The following is a 23,241-nucleotide window of genomic DNA, read 5'->3' as shown; positions in this document are numbered from 1 at the left end:
CAGGGAGTGGCAAGGGCCTGTCGTCCCTTTCCCAGCTTAGTGGAGCAGGACAGGTTGCCAAGAGTTCAGACCATGCATGACAAACCGAACGTCGTTTAGCCGCTTCATCAGGTCCCGGCCCAACTCGTCTGCAAGCGAAGTCAGTGGTGGCCGTACGACCGACCATGTGGACGTGTTAGTGATTTTCGAAATCACGTATTTCATGGCGGGTATCATCGGCACCGACGTAAAGATTTCGCGGATGGCCAACGCTGCAGCCAATGTATTCGTCGGCTCACCCGAAATCAGTGCGGTGTATAGCTCGGCGAGGCCGCGCGGATTCATGTTTGCCGTTGCGCTGATACAGCCGGCACCGCCGATTTCTACGGCCCGAGCCAGGAACGCTTCACTTGCCGGAAAGACGTCAAATCCATCCGGCCCGAAGGTGCGAATCATCGACTCGGTATTCGCCCAGTCTCCTGAAGAATCCTTTGCGCCACGAACAACTCCCGGATAGCGGCTGATCAGACGCTCGATGAGTGTCAGGGTAATCGGGACCTGGGTGAATTGCGGGATATGGTAGAGATAGATTCTTAAGCGCGAGTCCGAAACCGAGTCGATGACCCGGGAAAAATAGTCGAACAGGCCGTTCTCCGACGGATTCCTGAAATAATACGGTGGCAACATGAGAACACCGGCCGCTCCCATGTTGACGGCGTGGCGGGTTAGCTCCACCGTCTCCTTCAGCGAAGATGTGCCCGTGCCGGGCATCATTTTTCCGGCCGGCAGTCCAGCGCCGATCAATGTGTCAAGCAGCGACATTCGTTCGGAAAACGACAGCGACGCTGCTTCCGAATTGGTTCCAAACACAGCCAGGCCTGCGCCGGCGTCCACAAGCCATCTGCAGTGCGCAATGAATGCGCGCGTGTCTACTTCCAGATCGTATCCGAACGGAGTCACGACAGGAGCAAGTAAGCCGCGAATGGGCTGGTGCGTATGGGTCGTCAGGGTGGATGTCACAATGCACTCCTTGAAAGTACGGTACGTCGCTGTCGCTGGCCCAGTTTTATGCACCTTCCGCTGACGCTTCCGCAGCCACGGCATTCCCGCCGTCCGACTGGGCGTCGGCACGGTGGTGCGCAATCTTTAGAAGCTCAGCGAAATGCACGACCTGGCGACCGGTCTTTTGCTGGATCTGCTCCCGGCAACTAAAGCCGTTTGTCAGAATGAACGCCTGCTTCGGGGCCCCCCGCACAGCGGGCAACAGCACGAGTTCTCCCACATTCGTCGAGATCTCCTCGTGCCCTGGATCAAAACCAAATGAACCCGCCATCCCGCAGCACCCGCTATCGAGCCACGTCGCCTTTACACCCATCGCAGTGAGAATGGCTTTTTCACCCGTCACGCCGAAGAGGGACTTCTGATGGCAGTGCGCATGGACGATTACCTCGGCGTCAAATTCGGGCGGTCGATATCCGCTCACATTGAGAAAATCGCCAAGCAGGAAAGCGTTGTCGGAGAGGACCTTCGCCCGCGGATCATCCGGGAACATCTTCAGCAGTTCGTCCTTGAACACCGACATGCATCCGGGCTCGAGGCCGACAAGCGCGACTGCCGCATCGTCTCCATCAAACATGGGAGACAACGTATCGAGAATCGCCTGCAAACGCTCACGGGCTGCGTCGAGGTAACCATAGTCGTAGAGAGGCCGACCGCAACAGAGGCGTCGCGAGGGCAACTGCGCGTCAAAGCCAGCAATCTCGAGTATGTCGACTGCGGCATTGGCGATTTCTGGATGAAAGTGCTCGCAGAAGGTGTCCACCCAAAGCACCACCTTCTTCAGTGATCGCGAAGGCTTTGCATGGCGACGTTTGTGCATTCTGCTGTGCGTTTGCGTCGCGAATCGCGGCAGCGTCCTACCCGAAGCAACGCCGGCGATCCGCTTTGCAACGGACGAAATGACCGGCGTTTGCGTCAGCGCATTCGCGAGACCAGGCAAGCGGCCGGCGAGGGGCGCCCAGTCGCCGATGCGGCCCATTGATATCGCCTGCCGAGGACGTCTGCGACCTTCGTAATAGTGGGAGAGAAATTCGGCCTTGTAAGAGGCCATGTCCGTGTGTGTCGGACAGTCGCTCCGGCAACCTTTGCACGAGAGGCAAGTATCCAGCGCCTCCTTCACTGACTCGCTTTGCCAGCCTTCGTGAATCAGATCGCCCTGCAACATCTCCCAAAGAACTCTTGCGCGGCCTCGAGTCGAAAAACGCTCGTCGTGCGTCGCACGATAGCTGGGGCACATCGTGTTCCCCTTCTCGGCGCGACAACGCCCCATCCCAACGCAACGCTCCACCGCTCGCTGGAAGCCGTTTCCTTCCGGGCTCCTGAACTGAAGTCTGGTCGAGAAGTTCACGACCTTGTAGGCCGGACCCATGCGCAGATCTTCGTCGAGACCGCGAGCATCCACCACTTTTCCGGGATTCATGCGACCCTGCGGATCCCAGATCTTCTTGAAGGTACGCATCGCCTCTATCAGTTCGTCACCGAACATGATTGGAAGCAGTTCACCTTTTGCCTGGCCATCGCCGTGTTCACCTGACAACGAGCCGCCGTAATCGACGACGAGCTGCGCGGCTTGCCGTGCGAACCGTCGATAGCCAAGTACCCCTTGTGCATCCCTCAAGTCAAAGGTGATACGTGCGTGGACACACCCATCGCCGAAATGTCCGAACAGCGATGTCCTGTATCCGTAACGATCTACCAATGCCTGGAAAGCACGCAGGTAGTCCCCGAGTCGATGAGGATCCACGGCCGCATCTTCCCAACCGACTTTGGGATCCGGCTCCCCCGGGGTGATCGACAGTTGTGTACTGGAGGCGCCGTTCTCGCGGATCGACCAGATCCGCCTTTGGTCCTCGCGGCTCACAAGGAGTTTGCTGGTCGGAACCGGTCCGTTGCCCCGATCCAGAATCTTTGCTGCGGCGCGATTCGCGTTGGCAAGCGCGTCTTCAGGACTTTCGCCACCGAATTCCATGAGAACCCACGCATCGCCCTCAGGCAACATCGCAATCTCGGCGGCGGCCAGTTTTCGTGCTTCGAGTCCTCGAATGATTTGACGGTCGAGGCCTTCAATCGCAAGCGGGGAGCACTGCAGAAATTCCGGCACCGCGTCCGCGGCGACATAGATATCGGGAAATCCCAGTGCGAGAACGACGCGATGCGCGGGACTGTGAACCAGACGGACACGAGCGCGAAGCGTCAGCGCGCATGTGCCCTCGGTTCCTACAAGGGCACGGGCGACATTGAAACCGTTTTCAGGTAGCAACTGATCCAGGTTATAACCCGAGACCCGACGCTTGATGTCCGGAAAGCGGCTACGGATAAGGTCGGCATACCTGTCACGAAGTGCCCGCAGGCCTGCATGGATTTCTCCCTTCCGTCCACCTTCTGCGATGATGCGCTCGAGTTCTTCCTCACTGGTCGGCCCCACCCAGAACCGAGCCCCGTCGTACGTCAGTACTTCGATTTCTTCGACGTTTTCAAGCGTCTTTCCGGCCATCACGGAGTGTGGACCGCAGGAGTTATTTGCGATCATCCCACCGAGCGTGCACCGGCTATGAGTCGACGGATCCGGCGCAAACGTGAGTCCGTGCTGTTCGGCCGCGTCGCGAAGCTGATCGCATATCACGCCGGGTTCAAGAAGAGCCGTACGTGAGAAGGGGTCTAACTCAAGAATGCTCGAACAATGGGCGGATACGTCGAACGCAACGGCGGTGTTGACGGTTTGCCCGCTCATCGAGGTACCGGCCCCTCGCATCAGGACAGGTGCGTTGTTGCGCCGGCATACCTCTATCCCTTCGATTAGTTCGTCGATCGACCTGGGGATGACTACCGCCAGCGGCACCTGTCGGTAATTGGAGGCGTCGGCCGCGTACACGGCCAGGTGACCCGCGCCGAAGTGTACTGACGCACCCAGGGCGGCGACCAGTTCGTGGCGGAGCTTGACCCATGGGTCCCGCGACCCATTGCTCCCGGCGGGCGATTGGCCGCCGGAAGTCATATCCGGTGGCGCAGATTGAATTGTCGACATGATGAGACGTTTTGACCTTACTTCGACGTTAGGATGCCGTGGGAGCGGTCCAAGGTTGCACCGCGCCCTTCCGTCACAAACTGGGCATTTCAAGTCTCCTTATCGACACAGGTCTAACCTGGCGCCTGCGGGGCGATCCATACGTAATGTTCCCCAGGGAGTGCCGCCTTCACGCCGAGGAATTCAACATTCCGAACCGGTATTCGCACTGGCGGTATCCGTAGTGTGCGTGGGAGCCGAAACGACATCAAACGCATTTTGGTCGGCCTTTGCATGAGGTTTATGAATGAAGGAACCTCGGTTTGAGAGCGCGACTCGTTCCACGATGTCGGTCGCTAGCTCGCGGTGCAATGAGTGTCGCCTGTTGCGGAAATGGCTCAAGTCGCAGAGACGAATCGTGGCGACACCGGCTCGCTTACCGCCGTTCATGATCTCAATCTGGAGTCAATGAATGACAAGGGACCGCAGTTCACTGACTGAGATTGGCGTTGCCCGGCGTATGAGTGGTACATCGAACCGATGTCCCTGCGTCGGGTAACTGCTCGAATCGAGTGCAATCGATCTCCGGCCAAAGCCAACGTTCGCTTGATGATTGAACGAAGGGGGCGGTTTGATGTTATTCATCGGCATTACCGACTGGTAGGCTTGCTTACGGAATACCTGTTATATCCAACAGGAATGAACCCTCCGGACCCGTACTCTCACAGGAAAGTACGATGGTTCCATTGGGATTTGGGTTGTGCGCTGCGAAGGGAGTAGCCGTACCATGTACAGTTAGCTGCTGCGCGTCACCCGCGAAGGGAAATATACGTGCCAGAGTACCTGGCGAGATTACCGGCTTACCATCGCATTAGACGGTCAGCCGGCCGCTGCTACCCAAAAACGTGGTCTTAGGAGAGCGCCATGAATAACGACCGTAAAACCGCGTTGGTCATGAATGCCCGTGATTACGCTGGACCCGCGGCGGTAACGGCGCTGACCAGCGCGAATTTTCGAGTGCTGGTTTGCGACGAAGCTTTTGCCGACGAAGATGCCTGGTCGGAGTTTTCATCTGCTCATCCGACCGCTGAACGCCTGCTTGATGAGACACCGGACCTGATCGTCGGGGCAGCGTGGAAAGTTGCGGGGCGCGTGGACGCCATTGTGTCCAACGACTACTTTCCCGCCATACACAATTCTCTGGAGCAGGCATCCGCTGAGGACTTACTGGCAACGCTCGGGAAACTGGTGGTCGCACCGTTTATGCTGGTAAAAGCCGCAGTCCCACGTTTGAAGACGCAGGGCGGCGGGAACGTTGTCATGATCACCTCCTGCAGAACCCGTTTGCCCATGCCAGGCGGTGCAATCCCGGACGCAGCCCGAGCCGCGGCAAACGCGCTCGTCCGCTCTTTCTCGGTTGAGCTTGCTCCGTTGGGCATTGCCGTCAATGCTGTAGCGCCAAATTTTTTCTACAGCGAGGCCTACTATCCTCGTTCCCGATTCATTGATGATCCCGCGGGTCGCGCTTTCGTCGCCTCCGAGGTTCCGGTGGGCAGGCTCGGAAGCACGGAGGAAATGGGGGAGCTCATCTGTTTTCTGGCGTCGACGGAAGCACGGTTTCTCACTGGCAGCATCATTGATTTCGCGGGTGGATGGCCGGCCGCGAAAATTCGGCCCCTAACCTGACGGGTCTGAATCGTCGGGGAAGGTGAGGCATACGGTTGCGCTATGTCACAGTCGCGGGCGGGCAAACTCAATCTGCGACTAGCGGAAAGAAAATGACTGCCTGGCCATTGAGCCGTGGCATACGCACTACCGAATCCAGGAAGCGTCCGTTAGCAAAGTCGAATGCGACGACGTTGTCGCGCGCGACGCAATACAAATGCCCATCCGGTCCGAACCGTAAACCCCGTGGTTGATGGAAGCCGATCGCTGAAGGTGGGGCGAATACACGAACCAGCTCGCCGTTGGAGCGATCATATTCACGGATGCTCGTGACGGCGTCGCGTGCGCGAAACGGAAACTCGCTGGATACGATGATGTTTCCATTGGGCGCAATCGCGAGGTCCAGCGGACTCACGGCATCGTCCGTGATGAATCTGGACGCTAGCGGTGAACCGTCTGCATCGAATACAGCAATGTTGTTTTCCCCTTCACCCCCCGGCCCGATGCCCGAGGCCAGATAAAGCGTTCCGTCTTCGCCCGACGCGAAACCGCGGGGAAACGGAACGATGCCCGCAGCTAGCACGTTCTGTGGTGCGCCGGTTAGATCGGCTGCAAACGCGGCGACTGTTCGTGCGCCACGCATTCCGACGAGGTAGCGCCCATCGGGGACAAGGTTGCCGCCTCCTGCATCAAGCCCTGGAATCGCTCCTGTGTCGCGTACAACATGCCCGGCCGCATCGAGTGCGAGGATTCGATCGCTGCCGCTATTCACATAGAGAAGACGTCGATCCGGACTCACGCTCAGGCCGCGAGGGTCCGTGATGCGCGGATCGGCACTGAACGAACCACGTGGCGTCCCGTCGAGGGCAAAAGAGAGAAGAGAACCATACCCGTCGCCGTTGGCGCCGGACGCACTTGTGACGAGGATCTGCATATCGAATCTTGCAAAGAGGGTCTTTTATGATTCGAAGCAGTCTATCTTCGGCACGATCACGGCACTACGCACCCGCAGGCATAGCAGTTATCCCGGCCGGGAATACCCGTCAGATCGATGGCGTCGCGTCCGGTACGTTTTCGCCGGCGAGGCCTGGCCGCGTTCGCGCGATCGTGGAAGCAGGCGCCGCCTTCGGCGGGCGTCGCAAAAACCCTCATGTGATACGAATGAGCATCTTATTGAGCCTGGAAAGACTAATCAAGATCAAATGACGGGCTTAAAGTGGAGACTCCTCACCCACCTGACAAAGGAGTATCACCATGAGCCGTATCAATGTTCCTGCTGTTGAATCTGCAACTGGCGCGACCGCAGAAGTCTATGCCGAGGTCAAGAAGGCTGCCGGCAGTGTGCCGAACATGTTTGTTGCGCTGGGGGCGCTGGCCCCGCAGGTTCTGAAATCGGTGCTGAACGCGGAGGGCGTGCTGGGCGCGGGCACGCTGAGCAGGCAGGAAGCGGAGACGATCAAGCTGGCGGTCAGCGAGCAGACCGGATGTGACTACTGCGTGGCCGCGCACACGGTGATCGGCAAGATGACGGGGCTGTCGGCCCAGACGCTGCGGCAGATCCGGGCGGGCGAGCCGACGGGCGACGCACGGCGCGATGCGCTGGCGCGCTTTGTCCGTGAGCTGCAGACGACGAGCGGCACGATCAGCGCGGAGCAGTTCGCGGCGATCAAGGCGGCGGGTTACAGCGACGCGCAACTGGTGGAGATCACGCTGGCCATCGCGCTGACGGTGTTCACCAACACGTTCAACCGCATCAACGACACCGACGTGGATTTCCCGCCGGTTCGCTAAGGCCACGGTGCGCGGACGCTTTTCCCGGCGTCCGCGCAATCACATTGAGGCTTTATCGTCATCAGGGAGACGGGGGACTTTGCCGCATGAACATCGGACCTTTTGCTTTTCCGGTCAGACCGCTCATATTTCTCCTGAGCGTGGCCATCGCAATGCTAATAGCGTGGCTCTTCGATAATCAACACGGGAGAGCCGAGACGGCAATCTCGACGAGCATCGTAGTGGGTCTGATTGCGGCACGAATTCTTTTTGTGCTGCGCTTTCTGCCTGGCTACGATGGAAGCGTCCTGAGGATGCTCGACTTCAGGGACGGCGGTTTCGACACGTTTGCCGGACTGGCGGCCGGCATCGCCATGGTGGTGTTCTTTCTTGTCCGTCGCAAAGAGATTCGCCGTCCGCTTCTGCGTGCCACGACTGCCGGTCTGGCAGCGTGGGGTGCGGCAGTCGCCGCTACAGGTGCGCCGGCGCGACTGGCCGTTGTGCCCGTGGTGTCATTACCGAACGCCGAGGGTGGCCAGCAGGCTTTGGCTCCGCATGACGGCAAACCGCTCATCGTCAATCTCTGGGCTACGTGGTGCGCGCCCTGTCAGGCGGAAATGCCCGTGCTGGCGAATGCCCAGGCGCGCTATCGCGGGGTCGATCTGGTCTTCGTCAACCAGGCAGAGGCGCGTTCCACTGTGGACACGTTCATGACGGATCTGAATCTTCGTGTCGACAACTCGCTGCTTGATCCCACGCTGAGCGTGGCCAGGGCGACCGGCGTGAGCGCGTATCCGACGACGCTGTTCTACGACGCAGCGGGACGGCTGCTCGAAATGCATCTCGGCCGGTTTTCGAAGGCGTCATTCGAGGCAACGATGGTCCGATTGTATCCAGCGTCCATTCTGAGGCTCGGCGAAAGATAAACGTGCGGATCGGGCTGGGCGTACGTGCTCGCTGCGTTGCCCGTGCGCATGCCGCCGGCTCGGACAATGTGCCTGCCAGCATTGGGCTTACGTCGATGCGTGCGCCGAGCGGCGCCATTCTCCCGGCGTCATGCCCATGCGCTGCGCAAAGGCCCGCCTGAAAGCGGCCAGCGACTGATAGCCGACCACCTCAGCCACTGCCTCAGTCGAGGTCGATGGCTTTTTCAATTCGTTGGCCGCGAGCGTCATGCGGATATCGGTCAACAGGTCATTGACGGTGCAGCCGACTTTCTCCCGGAAGTGCCGGATCAGTGTTGCGCGCGACATGTTGCAGAGCTTTGCCAGCTCCGGCAAGGTCCAGGGGTGGGCCGGATTATTGAACATCGCTGTGAGGGCGGGTGCGAGCCGGGGCTGACCGGCCATGGCGAGGAGGCCGACGGGCGCAGTGTCCGGTTCGCTTGCCATGCGCAAGGTGAGCGCAAAGAGCGCTGCCGAGAGGGCGTTGAGCATCGCGTGGCCGCCGAGACTATCCGCGGCCGATTCGACCCGCATCAGTCCGACGAGTGCTGCGAGTTGAGCCGATGTTGTGCTCTCGCCCGACAGGTCGTCCCGTCTGGCAGTGCGTACCACCAGCGTGGCAGGCAGATAGCTGCGCATCAGGCGGTCGTGCTGCGGCGAGAGGACAAAGCGGCCGCATAGCATGTCGAGACGATCGCCGCTTCCAGCGTTCTCGCTGATTTCCACGTTCAGGCTGTTGCGCGAATGGACGGGCGAGGGCGGGGCGCCACTGCCGTCGTGCAGCATGTGCTCGGAGCCGTGTGGCAGCAGCACGATGTCTCCGGCCGTCAGATATTGCGGTGCACTGCCTTGCGGGCTCTCGAGGATGGCTGACCCGGCCAGCACAACGTGATAGGGCATTTCTCCTGCATTGGCCCGGTCATACGTCACGCGCCACGGCGCCCCATAGGAGCAGCGGATTTCAAGCTGGCCGCTGACCGGCATCATGACGAGCAGGCTGCTGAGCCAATCCAGGGGAGTAGACATAGCGGTCGTTCCATTGATACGAGTGAGCATTTTATTGAGCCTCGCCCGTATCGCACAACTGCGGGTGCCCTGGAGCGCCGCTAAATGCGTTTTCTCGACGACGTATTCGAATGGTCCGATCAATGACGTGCGCGACGATGTGCCCGTCAGCTCTCGACATCGCCCCGATGCTGCACATATCGCGCATCGGCGTGTCTGGGCCCTGCAGATGCACTTGAGGTATCAACGATATGTGAGGGATTGTCGCCTTGAAGACTCGGGAGTTCCGAGGCGAGAATCATCTCGTGGCGGTTCAGCGGCATGCATTTTTTGTGAGCCCGCGGGCGGTAGATCGAATCACCTCTGCGAACAGGCTTGCCGCTCGCACGGGCCCAGAGCAGAGATATCTGCGATATGCAAGAATCCGGGGCATCACGTGGACCTTGCGAACGCAAGGGCCGGCTAAGGCTAGCAATCAAGGCGACCAGGAGCAACAATTGATTCAGCGTATCTCTCATTTTTTTACGGCAATCGTCCACCGTATATTGCCCGACCCCCTCATCTTCGCGATTCTGCTGACCGTCGTGACCTTCGTGCTCGCGTTCGGGCTGACGCCCACACAGCCTGCGGAGCTCGTTGTGCTGTGGGGGGCGGGTTTCTGGAATCTCCTCGCATTCTCGATGCAAATGGCGTTGATTCTCGTGACCGGGCATGCGCTCGCCAGCTCCCCTCTGGTCAAGCGCATGCTGGTTGCACTGGCGAGTTCGGCACGGACGCCGGGTCAGGCGGTTATGCTGGTTGCCTTTGTTGGAGCGGTTGCCTGTGCGATCAATTGGGGCTTTGGGCTTGTGCTGGGCGCCATGCTGTCTCGCGAGGTCGCGCGCAGGGTGAAGGGCACTGACTATCGCCTGCTTGTCGCGTGTGCCTACATGGGCTTTCTCACCTGGCACGGCGGGCTTTCGGGTTCGGTGCCGCTGGTTGCGGCGACCAGGGGCAACCCGATGGAGAAAACCATCGGCCTCATTCCGGTTTCGCACACGATCTTTACGGGCTACAACGCGTTCATCACGTTTGCTCTGATTGTTCTGCTGCCCATTCTCGCGAGGCTTATGATGCCGCGACCTGAGGACGTGGTGTCAGTCGATCCGCGGTTGCTCGAAGAGCCGCCGACGGTCGAGCGAACGCTGTCTCCCGACGCGACGTTCGCCGAACGTCTGGAAGAGAGCCGCGCGCTGGCGATTCTGGTTGCGCTTGTTTGTGCGGCCTATCTGATCATCCGGACCATCGAGAAAGGCTTCGTTCTCGATATCGATACGGTGAACCTGATGTTTCTGGCGGCCGGCATGATCCTTCACAAGACTCCGATGGGTTACGCCCGTGCGATCGGCACAGCCGCGAAAGGCGCTTCGGGCATCATGATTCAGTTCCCGTTCTATGCTGGCATTCAGGCGTTGATGGATCACTCGGGCCTGGCCGGAGTCATTACCCGGTGGTTCGTCGACGTGGCCAACGTACATACGTTCCCCCTGCTTGCCTTTCTGAGTTCGGCGGTCATCAATTTCGCAGTGCCGAGCGGGGGTGGCCACTGGGTGGTGCAAGGCCCCTTTGTGATGCCGGCCGCGAAGGCTCTGGGCGCGGACCTCGGCAAGTCCGCGATGGCCATTGCGTACGGCGAAGCGTGGACGAACATGGCGCAGCCGTTCTGGGCGCTCCCGGCGCTGGCGATTGCGGGACTGGGGGTGCGCGATATCATGGGTTACTGTGTGACCGCGCTGCTCTTTTCAGGGTTGGTCTTCGTGGCCGGCATGTACCTTTTCTAGCGCGTCCAGGACCCATCGTGTGATGTCGATTGCGTGCGGTTGATATGCCCAGCGGGAATGACTGTTATGCGTCATTGCAGGGTATTCTCAGTTCGCCCTGTGGTGGATCATTAGCAGATTAGACATGTGTGCCAGCTCTTTGAGCACGCGATCGCCGATATAGCGGCGATCGCGGCACTGAACACCGCGACAACCTGAAGGTGCTTTCCTGCAGTTCGCGGACTCTTATCTGCAAGGAGAAACGACATGACGCAACGCCATTACCTGATTACAGGTGCGAGCAAGGGCATCGGGCGTGCGCTGGCCGCACACCTGGCAACCGACGGACACCATGTCGTGGGATTGGTTCGCGATGCATCAGATCGCAGTTTTCCCGGCACGCTGGTATCCGTCGATCTGGCCGATAGCGAGGCCACTCAAGCTGCTTTGGACCAGCTCACGAAGACCCACACGTTCGACGGCGTGGTGAACAACGTGGGACTCGTGCGGCCGCAACGGCTGGGATCCATCGGCTTGAAGGAGCTCGATGACGTACTTGCGCTGAATCTTCACCCCGCCGTGCTGACAACGCAGGCCGTGCTGCCCGCCATGCGTGAGCTGCGCCGTGGCCGGATCGTGAACGTTTCGAGCCTGACCGTACTGGGTGCGATCGAACGTACCGCCTATGCGGCCGCAAAGGCGGCGCTGGTCAGCTTCTCGCGATCATGGGCCCTCGAGTTGGCCTCGGCCGGCATTACGGTCAACGCGGTAGCGCCTGGGCCGACCGAAACGGAGCTTTTCAGGACCAACAATCCGTCCGGCAGCGAAGGCGAGAAGCGCTATTTGTCTGGCATTCCGATGGGACGATTCGGCAAGCCTGAGGAAATTGCCGCCGTGATCGCGTTTCTCTTGTCTGATGGCGCAGCGTTCATGACCGGCCAGACACTCTTCGTTGATGGCGGGGCGTCCATCGGTAAGGCAGCGATCTGAAGCTCTTCAGCGTGGGCCGCTCGCCCCCCGCGTGCAGTGCGCATTGCGGACTTTTAAGGGTTCGTGTCAGTCTGTGGTATCTGCGCCGAAGCCCAAGGTGTCCCCAAGGAAGCCGAGGAATGCGCGTGTTTTAGCGCTGACCATACGGCCTGCCGGGAACACGGCCCAAAGATCGATGGGCGGCAGGTGCCAGTCGTTGAGCACCGAGCAGACCTCGCCGTTCTTCAGTTCTGGGGAGAACATCCATTCGGATACGACTGCTAAACCGAGATCGGCAAGAACCGCCGCACGGATTCCTTCAGCCGCGGTAATGGCAATGCGTCCGGATACGACGACCGCTACCTCTGAGCTCTCACGTCGAAACGTCCACGTCCCGCCGCCACCGCGCTGGGTATATATGATCGCCTGATGGGAAGTCAGCTCAGCTGGAGAGGCGGGGACCCCGGCCCGCTTGAAATAGGCGGGTGTGCCCACGACGAGGCGGGGCACTTCGCCGATCTTGCGTGCGGTCATGCTTGAGTCCTCGAGCTGCCCCATGCGCAATGCGATGTCGATGCCTTCTTCGAGCAAATCGACATTACGATCATCGAGGACCATGTCGACGTTCAGATCGGGGTGCGCTTCGAGGAACCGTCCAATGGCGGGCACGATGTGCAGCCGGGCAAACGTAACGGCGGCGCTCACGCGCAGACGTCCCGTGAGATTGGAACCCGCCCCGCGGGCCGCCAGTTCCGCTTCATCTGCCTCTTCGATCGCGCGCTTCGCCCGTTCGTAAAATGCCTGGCCCGCTTCGGTCGGCATCAAGCCGCGTGTCGAGCGCAACAACAGGCGAACGGAGAGCCGTTCTTCGAGTAATGCAATGGATTTCGACACGGCCGGCTGTCCTATGTTCAGCAGCCGCGCAGCACCCGAGAAGGAACCCGACTCCACCACGCACACAAAAGTTTCCATCGATGTTAGTCGGTCCACGGCACCCCTCCTTGCTGCGTGAATAGTAGAAGCACCCGCGGCGCACCGTCAAACCCGGTGAACGTGACAGGCGCTCAGGGCTTGTTTGTGAGCAGCCCATAGATGATACGAAAGAGCATTCTATTGAGCCTGGAAAGACTAATCAAGATCAAATGACGGGCTTAAAGTGGAGACGCCTCACCCACCTGACAAAGGAGTATCACCATGAGCCGTATCAATGTTCCTGCTGTTGAGTCTGCAACTGGCGCGACCGCAGAAGTCTATGCCGAGGTCAAGAAGGCTGCCGGCAGTGTGCCGAACATGTTTGTTGCGCTGGGGGCGCTGGCCCCGCAGGTTCTGAAATCGGTGCTGAACGCGGAGGGCGTGCTGGGCGCGGGCACGCTGAGCAGGCAGGAAGCGGAGACGATCAAGCTGGCGGTCAGCGAGCAGACCGGATGTGACTACTGCGTGGCCGCGCACACGGTGATCGGCAAGATGACGGGGCTGTCGGCCCAGACGCTGCGGCAGATCCGGGCGGGCGAGCCGACGGGCGACGCACGGCGCGATGCGCTGGCGCGCTTTGTCCGTGAGCTGCAGACGACGAGCGGCACGATCAGCGCGGAGCAGTTCGCGGCGATCAAGGCGGCGGGTTACAGCGACGCGCAACTGGTGGAGATCACGCTGGCCATCGCGCTGACGGTGTTCACCAACACGTTCAACCGCATCAACGACACCGACGTGGATTTCCCGCCGGTTCGCTAAGGCCACGGTGCGCGGACGCTTTTCCCGGCGTCCGCGCGTTCGGTGAAACGGGTAATAGAGAAGGCACGCAGAGGCTGTGCTGTTTGCGACGTAGTGCGATGCTTCACCTGGTCAATATCTTTGGCGCGTGCATCGCCGTGTTCACGAATTGAGAGTGAAAGCCATGAAACTTGATTTCCATGTTGCAGAAAAGAGCGGCGGCGCCTATTGGCATCTTGCGTTGCTGAGATGGACGATGGTGTTCATCTTCATCTGGTTTGGTATCCAGAAGTTCACCCCCTATGCGGCCGATGCGATAGCGCCTTTGATTTCACACAGTCCGTTCATGAGCTGGCTGGGTGTGTTCGGCGTACGCGGACAAGCGAAGATTGTCGGGACCATCGAACTGCTAACCGCGGCAGCGCTGATTATTGGTTCGGTCGTTCCGGTTGCTTCTGCACTGGGAGCGGCATTGGCCAGCGCGACATTCGCGCTGACGACTTCATTCGTTTTCAGCACGCCAGGCATCACGCTGCATAGCCAGAATGGCTTCCCGATCATCTCGACACTCGTGGAGCAGTTCCTGATCAAGGATGTCGCGTTGCTGGCAGCATGCCTCACATTGCTTCTGGCTTCGCTTTCGCCGCGTCGGTTGACGTCGTGAAGTTGTCGCAATGAGACTCAACCGTGGCAGTGTGGATGCAGCGGTTGAGTTCAAGTTTGTGCCCGCAGGTTGGAACAGTTCAGACGTTTTGTCCGCATCAGGAAGCAGCCTGGTCTTCACGTGGACCATTCACGTTGCTAACTGGCTCCCACCTGGTCCGAGCTTCGTTTGCCTTTCCAACTCGCTGGCCCGGAAAGCCGCACCGCCGGGAGCGGCGCGGCTGATTGCGGATCACGCGCTCTGTGCAGCCTTTTCGAGCACCGGGAGCATCTCCGACGGGTCAGGGCGATGCGTGTAGTCCGGGTTGACTTCGGAGTACAACACCACGCCGTCCTGGCCAATCACGTAGCGCGCGGGGATGGGCAGCGTCCAGCTGGGATCGCCATTGAACGCCGGCAGGTCGTTCTTGAGCTTCTTGTACAGTTCAATCAGATAGTCAGGCAGATTGAAACGCAGACCGAATGCGGCGGCCGTTTCGTTCCTGCTATCGTTCAGCACAGGGAAGTTCAGATGATTGTCGCGCACGGACTTCCTGCTATTGGAGGCGACTTGCGGCGAGATCGCGACCAGACTAGCGCCCAGGGCCTGGATCTCAGGCAAGACTTCATTCAGGGCCCGCAGCTCAATATTGCAGTACGGGCACCAGACGCCGCGATAGAAGCTGACAATCAACGGGCCCCTGGCCAACAGCTCAGCCGACGAAACCCCGTTACCGTCCTGATCTGTCAAGCGGAACTCCGGGGCGTGGTCGCCAGCCTTGACGGCGCGAGAAGCCTGACCGCTCGCGATAAGCTCTGCCGTGGCACGTTCCATGATTGGGTGGATCTCTGCGGGCGCGTTATACGGCGGTTTGCCCGCGCGGAAGTCTGCCTTGAATGCGTCAAGTTTGTCCTGGAGCGACATGATAAGTCTCCGATCAGTTGATGGGTTGTCTCGATTCAGGGGTAGGCGAACCGTAGGCTCGTCTTGCGCTGCATGTTCCGGGAACTGGGCAGGTGTCGGTAGATAGTCGAGACGAATAACTTCCATTCTTGGCAGGCATGGCAGGAGAGTGCTGCCGCAAAGTATGCGGCGCTATTCATCGTCCCATCGTTCACAATCGGCGACTTCAATCCTTTCGCATGCGCGCAACTAACGCGAGCAAGCGAGCACTCATTTCCTCGGCCGGCAAGTGCGCGAGCCAACCGTGACCAGGAAGCAACCATTCGAAGCGATACGCGGTCAGCTTGCCCAGCGATTCGGTGAGCTCTGTCCACGAGTACCAGCACGCGTCCCTGAACGCGACGAGGTCCCGCTCGCGTGGGCTCCAGGCAAGCGAATCACCCGAGAACAGCACGCGATCATCGAGCAGGTACACGACGCTACCCCGAGTGTGCCCGGGCATAGGGATCGCTTGCACGCCGGCCGCAATGCTCGGTGCTGATCCGTCGTCGAGCAGATCCGTAGCATACGGGGCAGCCGACAAGTCCTCCCGGTGAATCCAGACGCGCGCGCCGAATTGACGCGCGTATTTGTCTGCGTCTGCGACGTCGTCACGATGCGACAGAAGGATGTGCGCAATACCACCGGCGTCGTCAAACCATTTCACGAGCTCCGCCGCGTAGCGCGGTGAGTCGATCAGCAGATTGCCGTCCGGACGCGCTGCAAAATAAGAATGTGCGCCAAACGACGACCGCGCGTTGAATCCGCAGCGCCACACCTCCGATGTGATCTGCTGCGGAAAGATCGCGGCGTTCGGACGAGGCTGTTTCGTTTCGCTGCGTACCGATGCTGTAGGACATACGAGCACCGCACGCCAGGCAGCAAGCTGCTCTTCCGGCGTGTCGGGCTGCCGGGCGAAGACACTCTTGTCGTTTCGTTCGACAATCAGCCCGGGCGCGACGTGACGCGATGCACCACAATTGATGCACGCCGTGTCGATGTACCACTCCCCTGGGACGGAGTCGGTATTGCGTGTGGGCTTCATTTGATGCTCCAGGTCCGATCTGGCTCGTGTGCCGCGGGGGTGTCAATAAATATAGCGCTAACAAAGTGAGTCGAGGGGCTGTTAATGCATCGGACGAGCTGCGCTTCCGCTGACCATGCAAGTCCGGTGAATCGACCCTTACGCTTCGCCCGCCGTGGGTAAGGTGACGAACCTATCGGCCGGCATCGTTCTGTGAGGGGTTTATCATCGCTTCGCCCAGTTTCTCCAAAAGAAATTCGGCGAAGACCGCTACTGCGGGCGGCACTGGTGGGCGGCTCGTGTAGACGAGCTGCAGGCCGAGGCCGGTGCTCGCGCGCCGATAGGCCGGCAGCACGCGCACCAGTTTCCCCTGCGCGATGACTGGCTCAACTATCAACTGCGGCAGTAACGCAATACCCAGTCCAGTTATACAAGCCTGCGCCAGCACTCGCATGTCGTTGACCGCGAACCGGCTGTTGATCGACACTTCCTGACTTCCGCGTGGACCCTGCAGACGCCACGTGGTTCGACCCTGGCGATTGGAAATCGTCAGACAGTCGTGTTCGGCCAGTTCACGCAGCGTGCGTGGTGCAGGGCGCCGTTCCAGATAGGCCGGACTCGCCGCGAGGATCATTGCACTCGGCGCCAGCCGACGTACCTTGAAGCCGCTACCGGTCTCGATGCCCATGCGCAAGGCAAGATCGACGCGCTCGGCGATCAGATCGGTCGGCGTGTCGTCGAGCAGGAAGTCGAGGCTGATGTGTGGGTAGCGCGTGTAGAACTCGACCAGCCATTCGATGCCGATGAGTTCGAACAGGCCTGCCATCGCGGTGACGCGAACCGAGCCGGAAGGTGCCTGCTCATCTGCATGGAGCCGCCCGATCTCGAAGATCTGGTCAAGCGCCGGCGCATAGCGCTCGAACAGCGCCTGACCTTCCGTACTCGGCGCGAGTTTGCGTGTCGAGCGATGCAGCAGACGTGTGCCGAGTTGCCCTTCGAGTTGATCGATGCGCCGGCTCAGCGTATTCGCCGGCATGCGCAGACGGCGCGCCGCCTCGGAGAAGCTGCCGGCGCGGACCACCTGGACGAACATCGCCAGATCATTCAGATCGAGCATGACATTTCTCCATAAATGGATTAATAAAATCCTATTTTACCATCTAGTGTGAAATGCTTTTAATCCCCATACTTGATGTGTCACACAGTAGGCGGCCCTTTCCAGACTGCCGGCAGGGCAGGCCAATTCGCGATCGAGCTCGCCGGCGCGCGCCATCAGGTTGAACTGATCGCCAGGACGGCAAACAGGCTGTCCGGCTGAACGTCAGTCGCCATTCGACACTGCCGACGCGTGAACGAGTCAGCCAGACGGGAGACCGCCCGGCCGACACGATCCCGATCTTTCGCTAAATTGAGGAACTCATGGCTTCGAATTCTGTGCCGGCCGCGCCAGCCGGCTATACGAGGACCGCGGTAGCGCTGCACTGGCTGATCGCGCTGCTGATCATCTGCGGCTTCGCGCTCGGCTGGGTGATGACCGACATCCCCGGCTTCACGCCGACGAAGCTCAAATACTTCTCATGGCACAAGTGGATAGGCGTGACCGTGTTCGCGCTCGCGATCGTGCGTGTGTTGTGGCGTGCGACCCACGTGCCGCCGCGGCTGCCGGCCGACATGCAGGCGGTGCAGCGGATCGGTGCGCATGCGGTGCACGCACTGCTGTATGTGCTGATGCTCGCGATTCCCGTGACCGGCTACCTCTACAGCTCGGCGTCGAACATCCCGGTCGTGTATCTCGGCATCGTGCCGCTGCCGCGCCTGATCGATCCCGATCCGGTGCTGAAGGAAACCTTCAAGACGCTCCATGTGATCTTGAATTACGTCTTGCTTTCCCTTGTCGTGCTGCACCTGCTTGCGGTGGTCAAGCATCAAGTGTTGGACCGTGATGGCCTGCTGTCGCGAATGCTTCCCTTTGCCAAATGAAGGATCCCATGAAAATGTCAGTTTCCCGCTCCATCGTGGCAGCGTTGGCCGCAGTGTCGCTCGTAGCGTCGAGCGCAGCGCTGGCCGACGTCGACCTGTCGAAGAGCAAGGTGTCCGCGATCTCGAAGCAGATGAACGTGCCGACCGAGGGCATGTTCAAGAGATTTTCCGCGCAGATCAGGTTCGACCCGGCGAATGCCGCGCAAGGCAGCGCGCAGATGTCGATTGACGTCGCGAGCTTCGATCTCGGCGACAAGATGTACAACGATCAGGTTGCCGGCAAGGACTGGTTCGATGCGAAGACGTATCCGCAGGCGACCTTCGTGTCGTCGGCGATCGAGCCCGCGGGCGGCACCAGGTACAACGTGACCGGCAAGCTGACGATCAAGGGCAAGGCCGAGACCGTCACGGTGCCGGTCACGATTACGCAGAGCGGCGCGACGCAGACGTTCGACGGCGTGCTGCCGATCAAGCGCTCGGTGTTCAACGTCGGCACAGGCGAGTGGAAGGACACGTCGGTCGTCGCCGACGACGTGCAGATCAAGTTTCATATCGTTGCCGCGAAGTAAGTACGGCAGCGTTGCATCACCCGATACCGCGCACGGGCGCGGCAACTTAACGTTTCAAGGAGATTGATTTGAAGAAGCATCTGATGATTGCCGTGGGCGCGCTGGCCGCCACGCTGTCGTTGTCGGCATTCGCGGACGTGTCGACGTACCAGTTTGATCCGGACCACACGTACCCGAGCTTCGAGGCCGACCACATGGGCGGCGTGTCGGTCTGGCGTGGCAAGTTCGACAAGTCGCAGGGCACGGTGACGCTCGATCGCGCGGCAAAGACCGGCACCGTTGAAGTGACGACCGACATTGCGTCGGTCAACACGGGTAGCACGAAGCTCGACCAGTACCTGCAGGCGGATCAGTTCTTCGACGCGTCGAAGTTCCCCGAAGCGACCTACAAGGGCACGATCAAGTTCAAGGGCGACAAGCCGGCCGCGGTCGTCGGCAATCTGACGATGCACGGCGTGACCAAACCGCTGACGCTGAATATCGACTCGTTCAAGTGCATGCCGCATCCGATGCTCAAGCGCGAAGTGTGCGGCGTCGACGCGGTGGGCGAATTCGACCGCAGCGACTTCGGCGTCGACTTTGGCAAGACGTACGGCTTCAGTATGAAGACCAGGCTGCTCATCTCGGCAGAAGCACTCAAGCAGTAATCCCGTTCGGAGATAAGTCTCATGAAACTGTTACACATAGATTCCAGCATCCTCGGGCAAGGCTCCGTCAGCCGTGATCTGTCAGCGGATGTCGTCGCGACCTTCCGGGGCCGCCATCCCGACCTTGCGGTCACCCGTCTCGACCTTGCCGCCACACCGATCGGCCATCTGACGGCAGCACACCTCGCGGCCGCGCAAGGCGCTCCGGTCGACGATGCATTGAATGCCGACGTTGCCATGGGCCAGGTTGCGCTGGAGGCGTTCCTGGCAGCCGACATCGTGGTCATCGGCGCGCCGATGTACAACCTTGGCGTGCCCTCTCAACTGAAGGCCTGGATCGACCGCATCTCCGTCGCCGGGAAGACGTTCCGCTACGGGGAGCACGGCCCGGTCGGACTGTGCGGCGGCAAGAAGCTGGTCATCGCCTCGTCGCGCGGCGGCGTTTACAGCGAAGGCTCGCCGGCCGCCGACTTCGATCATCAGGAAACCTATCTGAAGGCGGCCTTCGGCCTGCTGGGCATCACGGATATCACCTTCATTCGCGCGGAAGATGTGGCGATGGGTCAGGAGGCACGCAGCGGGGCCATCGCCTCGGCGAAGAAAGAGACCGCCGCGCTCGCTGCGTGAGGTAGCACCGCCTCGGCAGAATACTCACTGGAGAACAACCATGTCGAACACCCGGAAGCTCATTGCCGTCGTCGGCGCAACCGGTCAGCAAGGTGGCGCCGTTGTGCGCGCGCTGCAGGCGAGCGGTCAATTCAAAGTGCGCGCGTTGACGCGCAATCCGGCCAGGCATCCGAAGCTGGGTGACGAAGTCGTTCTGGCGGATTTCAATCGTCCGGAAACGCTTAAAGCCGCGTTTGCCGGAGCACACGGCGTTTTCCTGGTGACCAATGCCTGGGAAGCAGGTGCGGACGAACCCAGGCAGGCGCTCGCCGCCGTCAACGCGGCGAAAGACGCCGGCGTACAGCACGTCATCTGGTCGACGCTTCCCAATGTGGAGACGATCACCGGCGGCACGATCAATGTCCCGCACTTCACGGCCAAGGCGAAAATAGAACCCATCGTGAGCGAAGCCGGATTTGCGTACCACACGTTCGTGATCGCGCCGTTCTATTACCAAAACCTGATCGGCCTGATGGCTCCGCAGAAACAGGCGGATGGCACCGTCGGTTGGGCGCTGCCGCTTGACCCGGAGCGGCGCGTCATCCATATGGGCGACATCACTGAACTCGGCCGCCTCGTGGTCGCCGCGTTCGCGCAGCCGGAACTCGCGGGGCACGGTGAACATTTGCCGCTTGTCGGCGATTTCCTGAGCTTCAACGAGATCATCGCCACCCTGAATCAACAAGGAAACACGCTCTCGTTCAAGCAAGTCCCGCGCGAGGTTTTTGCCGGCTGGTTTCCGCACGCCGACGGTATCGCGGCGATGCTCGCCTACTTCGAAGCGCACACCTATCTCGGCTCGGATTCGCGCGACGCGATCGCGCTCGCCAACAAAGTCGCCGGCCAGCAGCCGACGAAGTTTGCCGCATGGGCCAAAGCGAACTTCGCGATCCCGGCAACCGCCTGAAAACACACCTCTCCGAACGGGAAGGCATCCTTGATGCGCACGAAGAGCGGGCGAGTCGCCGCTGCCGTATCCGAGTCCAAACAAGGCCATCAAACCGATACAGACATCTGCCAGACACCTCATCTATGGCAAGTCAAATACCTGGAGAACGCCTCATGAACGCCGTCATCCAAACTCCGCCTACCCCGCTCGTCGGTGTCGGCCGTAACGTAATCTTCCGCACGCGCGGCCGCGCGCACGGTCCGGTCGTCCGCATGGTCAGCCCCTCCGACGTCGGCAAGATGATCAAGCCGTTTGTATTTCTCGATCTCATCGATACGCAGGAGGCGATTGGCGAACAGGGTTTTGGCTGGCATCCGCATTCGGGCATCGCTACGTTGACCTTGGCGATGGAAGGGCAAGGTCGCTTTGTCGAATCCATCGGCCACGAAGGAACGATGGTGGCGGGCGACATCGAATGGATGAGCGCCGGTCGTGGCGTCTGGCATTCCGGCTTCGCCGAGCCCCCGATCAAGGCCTTCCAGCTGTGGGTCGCCCTGCCGCCAGAGCGCGAACTGGCTCCCGCGTTCAGCCAGCATCTTTCGGTAAACGAAATCCCGTCGGACGGCCCGGCGCGCGTCCTGCTCGGCCGTAGCGGCGAAGCGGTCAGCCCGATTGATGCACCTCCGGGCATCAACTATTTCGTTGTGGAGCTCAAGGCCGGCCAGCGCTGGACCCACCAGCCGCCACGGGACTACCGGGTCGGTTGGATCGCAGTGATGGACGGTAGCCTGTGCACGCCCGATCCAGTCGACAAAGGTGAACTGGCCGTATTTGACCAGTCCGATGCGGCGATCGAATTCGAAGCAGTGACCGATGCGCGCTTCGTGCTCGGTACGGCAATTTCGCATCCGCACGATCTCCACCTTGGCTACTACTCGGTGCACACCAGCCCCGCAGCGCTGATCGAGGGCGAGCGTGAAATCGCGCGCATCGGTCACGAGCTGCGCGCCAAGGGCGTGGTGCGTTGATCCGCCCTGTCGTAGGCCGATATTAGTCCACTCCACCAGAGCACATCATGGCCGTTATTTCCGTCATCATTGGTAGCGTCCGTCAGGGACGTTTCTCCGAGAAACCCGCGCGCTGGATTCTCGACCATCTGAAGAAGCGCGAAGGCGTTGATGCGCGCCTGCTCGACCTCAAAGACTATCCGATGCCGTTCTTCGACGCGCCGGTACCGCCCGCGATGCCGGGCCGGCCGGCATACGGGCACGAGGTCGTGAAGCGCTGGACCCAGGCGATCGCAGCGTCCGACGGCTTCGTCATCGTTTCACCTGAGTACAACCACGGACCGTCGGCGGTGCTCAAGAACGCGATCGACTGGGTGTATCCGGAATGGAGCCGTAAGGCGGTCACCTTTGTCGGCTACGGCAGCGTCGGCGGCGCGCGTGCAATCGAGCAACTGCGCGAGATCGCGGTCGAAATGCAGCTTGCACCGATTCGGTCGGCGGTCCACGTTCCGGCTGCAGCGATATACGCGCATTTTCAAGGCCAGGACATCACCCCGCACTTGGCCGAACTGGATGCTGTCGCCGAACAAACGATCGACGACCTGCTGTGGTGGACCAAAGCGCTGAAGACCGCGCGGACAAGCTGACGATGCTCGAATGATTCATGCGGGTCGGCCCAGGCAACAGCGGTTCGATCAGCGTTCACCGCCCGTCGTCAATGATCGACTTGCCCATCTCTCTGATTCCGCCTGCATCGACTATCCCCCTACGCACCCGGCAACGCTTGCGTGCGGCGCGCAATTGACTATACGAACGCGGGGTGCGGCAAGGCTTTTGCAACCGGCTTCGCCAATCTCGGATCCGCTGCGCAGTCTTGAACTGCCAGCTTGCGTGCCGAGGAGCGTGAAGCATTCGCTCTCAGAAACTGTTGCGTATTACATTGACGGCCATGCACCGGGATGGAGCGGGG

General features: G+C 60.4%; 22 protein-coding genes. 14 read left to right on the top strand and 8 right to left on the bottom strand.

Annotation, left to right across the window (positions count from 1 at the left end; genetic code table 11):
* Nucleotides 1-36 precede the first annotated feature (36 nt).
* Together P3T23_RS10405 and P3T23_RS10400 are read right to left on the bottom strand one after the other, a co-directional pair.
* Complete coding sequence (locus P3T23_RS10405; protein WP_429316071.1) at nt 37-999, bottom strand: dihydrodipicolinate synthase family protein; 963 nt, start codon at nt 997-999, stop codon at nt 37-39.
* 46 nt (nt 1,000-1,045) lie between these two features.
* The gene (locus P3T23_RS10400) at nt 1,046-4,033 is read right to left on the bottom strand and encodes an FAD-binding and (Fe-S)-binding domain-containing protein (RefSeq protein WP_429316232.1); all 2,988 of its coding nucleotides are present in this window, start codon (nt 4,031-4,033) and stop codon (nt 1,046-1,048) included.
* Between the two features lie 933 nt (nt 4,034-4,966).
* On the opposite strand from P3T23_RS10400, the gene P3T23_RS10395 reads away from it, so the two are divergent.
* The gene (locus tag P3T23_RS10395; RefSeq protein ID WP_429316070.1) at nt 4,967-5,728 is read left to right on the top strand and encodes an SDR family oxidoreductase; all 762 of its coding nucleotides are present in this window, start codon (nt 4,967-4,969) and stop codon (nt 5,726-5,728) included.
* A 67-nt stretch (nt 5,729-5,795) separates the two neighbouring features.
* Here the strand turns inward: P3T23_RS10395 and P3T23_RS10390 are convergent, their stop codons facing one another.
* Nucleotides 5,796-6,641 (bottom strand): hypothetical protein, encoded by an 846-nt coding sequence (locus P3T23_RS10390; protein ID WP_429316069.1) that lies wholly within the window; start codon nt 6,639-6,641, stop codon nt 5,796-5,798.
* A gap of 320 nt (nt 6,642-6,961) precedes the next feature.
* On the opposite strand from P3T23_RS10390, the gene P3T23_RS10385 reads away from it, so the two are divergent.
* Together P3T23_RS10385 and P3T23_RS10380 are read left to right on the top strand one after the other, a co-directional pair.
* A complete protein-coding gene (locus tag P3T23_RS10385; RefSeq protein ID WP_429316063.1) occupies nt 6,962-7,498 on the top strand; it encodes a carboxymuconolactone decarboxylase family protein in 537 nt (178 codons plus the stop codon).
* Between the two features lie 86 nt (nt 7,499-7,584).
* On the top strand, nt 7,585-8,403 hold the full coding sequence (locus tag P3T23_RS10380; RefSeq protein WP_429316068.1) for a redoxin family protein: 819 nt from the start codon (nt 7,585-7,587) through the stop codon (nt 8,401-8,403).
* A gap of 87 nt (nt 8,404-8,490) precedes the next feature.
* Here the strand turns inward: P3T23_RS10380 and P3T23_RS10375 are convergent, their stop codons facing one another.
* Nucleotides 8,491-9,447, bottom strand: a complete 957-nt coding sequence (locus P3T23_RS10375) for an AraC family transcriptional regulator (protein ID WP_429316067.1) — start codon at nt 9,445-9,447, stop codon at nt 8,491-8,493.
* A gap of 476 nt (nt 9,448-9,923) precedes the next feature.
* Here P3T23_RS10375 and P3T23_RS10370 point away from each other — a divergent pair, with 476 nt between their 5' ends.
* Entirely contained in the window at nt 9,924-11,246 is a 1,323-nt protein-coding gene (locus P3T23_RS10370; protein WP_429316066.1) for a TIGR00366 family protein, read from the top strand.
* A gap of 246 nt (nt 11,247-11,492) precedes the next feature.
* Entirely contained in the window at nt 11,493-12,215 is a 723-nt protein-coding gene (locus P3T23_RS10365; protein WP_429316065.1) for an SDR family oxidoreductase, read from the top strand.
* A gap of 66 nt (nt 12,216-12,281) precedes the next feature.
* On the opposite strand, the gene P3T23_RS10360 is transcribed toward P3T23_RS10365, so the two are convergent.
* Nucleotides 12,282-13,184, bottom strand: a complete 903-nt coding sequence (locus tag P3T23_RS10360; protein ID WP_429316064.1) for a LysR family transcriptional regulator — start codon at nt 13,182-13,184, stop codon at nt 12,282-12,284.
* A gap of 204 nt (nt 13,185-13,388) precedes the next feature.
* Here P3T23_RS10360 and P3T23_RS10355 point away from each other — a divergent pair, with 204 nt between their 5' ends.
* On the top strand, nt 13,389-13,925 hold the full coding sequence (locus P3T23_RS10355) for a carboxymuconolactone decarboxylase family protein (RefSeq protein WP_429316063.1): 537 nt from the start codon (nt 13,389-13,391) through the stop codon (nt 13,923-13,925).
* 163 nt (nt 13,926-14,088) lie between these two features.
* A complete protein-coding gene (locus P3T23_RS10350; protein ID WP_429316062.1) occupies nt 14,089-14,568 on the top strand; it encodes a DUF417 family protein in 480 nt (159 codons plus the stop codon).
* Between the two features lie 231 nt (nt 14,569-14,799).
* Here the strand turns inward: P3T23_RS10350 and P3T23_RS10345 are convergent, their stop codons facing one another.
* From P3T23_RS10345 to P3T23_RS10335, 3 genes are all read right to left on the bottom strand, one after another.
* Nucleotides 14,800-15,471, bottom strand: coding sequence for a peroxiredoxin-like family protein (locus P3T23_RS10345; RefSeq protein WP_429316061.1), 672 nt, complete (start codon nt 15,469-15,471; stop codon nt 14,800-14,802).
* Between the two features lie 205 nt (nt 15,472-15,676).
* Nucleotides 15,677-16,534: an MBL fold metallo-hydrolase gene (locus P3T23_RS10340; protein ID WP_429316060.1), complete on the bottom strand. Its 858-nt coding sequence runs from the start codon at nt 16,532-16,534 to the stop codon at nt 15,677-15,679.
* A 172-nt stretch (nt 16,535-16,706) separates the two neighbouring features.
* Nucleotides 16,707-17,630 carry a LysR family transcriptional regulator gene (locus P3T23_RS10335; RefSeq protein ID WP_429316059.1) on the bottom strand — a complete coding sequence of 308 codons (924 nt, stop codon included), beginning with the start codon at nt 17,628-17,630 and terminating at the stop codon, nt 16,707-16,709.
* A 302-nt stretch (nt 17,631-17,932) separates the two neighbouring features.
* Here P3T23_RS10335 and P3T23_RS10330 point away from each other — a divergent pair, with 302 nt between their 5' ends.
* From P3T23_RS10330 to P3T23_RS10300, 7 genes are all read left to right on the top strand, one after another.
* Nucleotides 17,933-18,493 (top strand): cytochrome b, encoded by a 561-nt coding sequence (locus P3T23_RS10330; RefSeq protein ID WP_429316058.1) that lies wholly within the window; start codon nt 17,933-17,935, stop codon nt 18,491-18,493.
* An 8-nt stretch (nt 18,494-18,501) separates the two neighbouring features.
* Nucleotides 18,502-19,062, top strand: coding sequence for a YceI family protein (locus tag P3T23_RS10325; RefSeq protein ID WP_429316057.1), 561 nt, complete (start codon nt 18,502-18,504; stop codon nt 19,060-19,062).
* A 68-nt stretch (nt 19,063-19,130) separates the two neighbouring features.
* Nucleotides 19,131-19,709 carry a YceI family protein gene (locus tag P3T23_RS10320; protein WP_429316056.1) on the top strand — a complete coding sequence of 193 codons (579 nt, stop codon included), beginning with the start codon at nt 19,131-19,133 and terminating at the stop codon, nt 19,707-19,709.
* 21 nt (nt 19,710-19,730) lie between these two features.
* A complete protein-coding gene (locus tag P3T23_RS10315; protein ID WP_429316055.1) occupies nt 19,731-20,336 on the top strand; it encodes an FMN-dependent NADH-azoreductase in 606 nt (201 codons plus the stop codon).
* Nucleotides 20,337-20,376: 40 nt separating this feature from the next.
* The gene (locus tag P3T23_RS10310) at nt 20,377-21,282 is read left to right on the top strand and encodes an NmrA/HSCARG family protein (RefSeq protein WP_429316054.1); all 906 of its coding nucleotides are present in this window, start codon (nt 20,377-20,379) and stop codon (nt 21,280-21,282) included.
* Between the two features lie 155 nt (nt 21,283-21,437).
* On the top strand, nt 21,438-22,292 hold the full coding sequence (locus P3T23_RS10305) for a pirin family protein (protein ID WP_429316053.1): 855 nt from the start codon (nt 21,438-21,440) through the stop codon (nt 22,290-22,292).
* Between the two features lie 47 nt (nt 22,293-22,339).
* On the top strand, nt 22,340-22,918 hold the full coding sequence (locus P3T23_RS10300; protein WP_429316052.1) for an NADPH-dependent FMN reductase: 579 nt from the start codon (nt 22,340-22,342) through the stop codon (nt 22,916-22,918).
* Nucleotides 22,919-23,241: the final 323 nt, after the last annotated feature.

Source organism: Paraburkholderia sp. GAS448 (assembly GCF_050435685.1).
Classification (GTDB): domain Bacteria; phylum Pseudomonadota; class Gammaproteobacteria; order Burkholderiales; family Burkholderiaceae; genus Paraburkholderia.
This window is presented reverse-complemented; position numbering and strand designations above follow the sequence as displayed.